This is a genomic window from Xanthomonas sp. SHU 199, from assembly GCF_000364665.1.
Lineage (GTDB): Bacteria > Pseudomonadota > Gammaproteobacteria > Xanthomonadales > Xanthomonadaceae > Xanthomonas_A > Xanthomonas_A sontii.
Map to the genome: position 1 here is coordinate 1 of NZ_AQOI01000256.1, position 2,325 is coordinate 2,325.

At 72.5% G+C, this 2,325-nt stretch carries 2 protein-coding genes; both read left to right on the forward strand.

The window, feature by feature from the left end:
• Window positions 1-1,397: DUF1631 family protein (locus tag D183_RS0109935; RefSeq protein ID WP_017908855.1), on the forward strand; the 1,397-nt coding region annotated here is incomplete at its 5' end.
• Between the two features lie 223 nt (window positions 1,398-1,620).
• Window positions 1,621-2,325: DUF1631 family protein (locus D183_RS0109940; RefSeq protein ID WP_026144352.1), on the forward strand; the 705-nt coding region annotated here is incomplete at its 3' end.

Genomic DNA, 2,325 nt, shown 5'->3' on the forward strand with positions numbered 1-2,325 from the left:
CGGCGCTGCGCGCGCTGCTGCACGAGGCGCAGCCGGACGCGGGCCCGGGCGACGGCCGGCGCTGCCTGTCGCCGCGCGAGCTGCTGTCGGTGCTGTCGTTGCTGCAGACCATGCCCTTGGCCGGATTCGCCGTCGTCGGCGAACACGGCGGCCCGCTGGCGCAGGGCCTGCGCCGGCAGATCGCCGGTATCGGCGCCTCGCTCGGCCTGGACCCGGCCAGCACCTGCCTGGATCCGGCCGATGCCGACACCCTGGATCTGGTCGGCCTGCTGTTCGATGTGATGCTGGAGGAATGCGTGCTGCAACCCGCGCAGCGCGAACTGCTGGGGCAGATGCTGGTGCCGATGGCCAAGGTGGCCCTGATCGACGGGCGCCTGTTCGTGCGCGACGGGCATCCGGCGCGGCGCCTGCTCAACCTGCTGGCCGACGCCTGTGACGGCAATGCTGGCAGCACCGGCCCGGAGCAGGCGCTGCTGGCGCAGGCGCAGGCGGCGGTGGAGCGGGTGGTGCGCGATTTCGACGAGCACCTGGCGGTGTTCCTGGCGCTGGAGGCCGAGTTCGGCAGCGCCTACGAGCAGTACCGGCGCCGGGTGGAGATCGCCGAGCGCCGCGCGGCCGAACTGCAACGGGCGGAGGAGCGCCGCGAGGTCGCCCGGCAGCGCGCCGCGCAGGCCCTGCACGATCTGCTGCAACAGGCCGGCGACGACCTGACCGTGCCGCTGCCCATCGAGGCCTTCCTGCGCCAGTCCTGGTGCCAGTACGTGCAGCAGTCGGCCTTGCGCGACGACGGTCAGGGCAGCGCGCTCGCCGCGGCGCTGGCGCTGGGCGATGCGGTGCTGGCGCAGTGCCGCCAGGCCCGGAACGGTGCGGTGCCGGTAGAAGGCTGGCTGCAGCCGCAACATGCCGAGCTGACCCGGCTGTGGACCAGCGTCGGCCTGGACGCCGCGGCGGCCGAAGCCGCCTGGCAGGCCCTGCACACGGCGCTGGACGACCTGGCGCACGCGCGGCCGCTGCAGGCCGCGCTGCCGGCGACGGGCGTGGACGTGCCCGAGCCGCCCGCCGCCGAGACCGTGCCGGCACTGCCGGAACCGGCCCAGGCCACCGATTTCGACCACATCACCGCCGATTACTTCCGCACCCTGCCGCTGGGAACCTGGCTGGACTTCGTCGACCGCGAAGGCCGCGTGCAGCCCGGCAAGCTGACCTGGGTGAGCCCGATCTCGGCGCGCCTGCTGTTCGTCAACCGCCGCGGCGGGCGGCTGTGCGTCGCCTCGGCCGAGGCGCTGGCAGTGATGGCGCGGCTGGACCGGCTGCGCCTGCATCGCGACGACGATGCCTTCTACAGCGCCATGCAGGGCGTGGTCGACCGCCTGGAACGGGTGGCGGTGGCGGCCTGATCCTCGACGGGCGTGCCGTCTTCATGCCGCATTGCCGCCGTAGTGACGCCTTCCATGCCTACGATCCTGCACGAGGTCACGTTCTGGAGCCAGAAATGCGCAGCGCATCACGGTCGCTGTTCAGACACCTTGCCTACCATGCACGAGCGGAAACAGGGGCCGCGTCCGATCGTCTTCCACCTTCCTTCTATCTGGCGCCGTCCATGGCGCGGAGCCGTCGCGCATGAGTTTCAGCCCCAGCCCGCACGCACACCCGGCGCGTGACCCGCGCCTGTTGACGCAGGCGCGCGAGGGCATGCTGCCAGTGCTGGGCCAGGCCTTCGCCGCGGCGCTGGCGCATTTCGACGACGTGCTGTTCGACCGCGCCGAGAGTGCCGGCGCGTCGCAGTTGCTGTTCCTCGACGGCATGCGCGAACTGCGCCGTCGTCGCGACGAGATCGCCGCGCGCTTCCGCGCCCAGTTGCATACCGCCTGGGAAGCGCTGGAGGCCGGCGCGCCGCTCTCGGCCGAGGTCGCCCTGGCCGGCTACGGGCAGGGCCTGAGCCTGATCTCCGAACACGAACTGGAATCGCGGCTGGCGGTACGCAACCTCGCCAGCGTGCTGCTGCGCGAATGGAAGCCGGTGCTGACCCGCATCGACCGGCGCCTGGGCTGGATCGCCGGCGGCCTGGAACTGGATGCGGACACCAATCCGATCGGCCCCGAACACATCGGCGTGGCCGTGCATGCCGCGTTCTCCACCAGCGACCTGGCCCCGGAAGTGCGGCTGGTGCTGATCAAGCTGTGCGAACGCGACTTCACCGCCGGGGTCGGCAAGCTCTACCAGGACCTGGACGACAGCCTCGCCCAGGCCGGGATCATGCCGGAGATCTCGCGGCCGCGATCGCCGCCGCCGCCGCGGCGCGCGCCGCCGCCGGAGCAGCGCCCG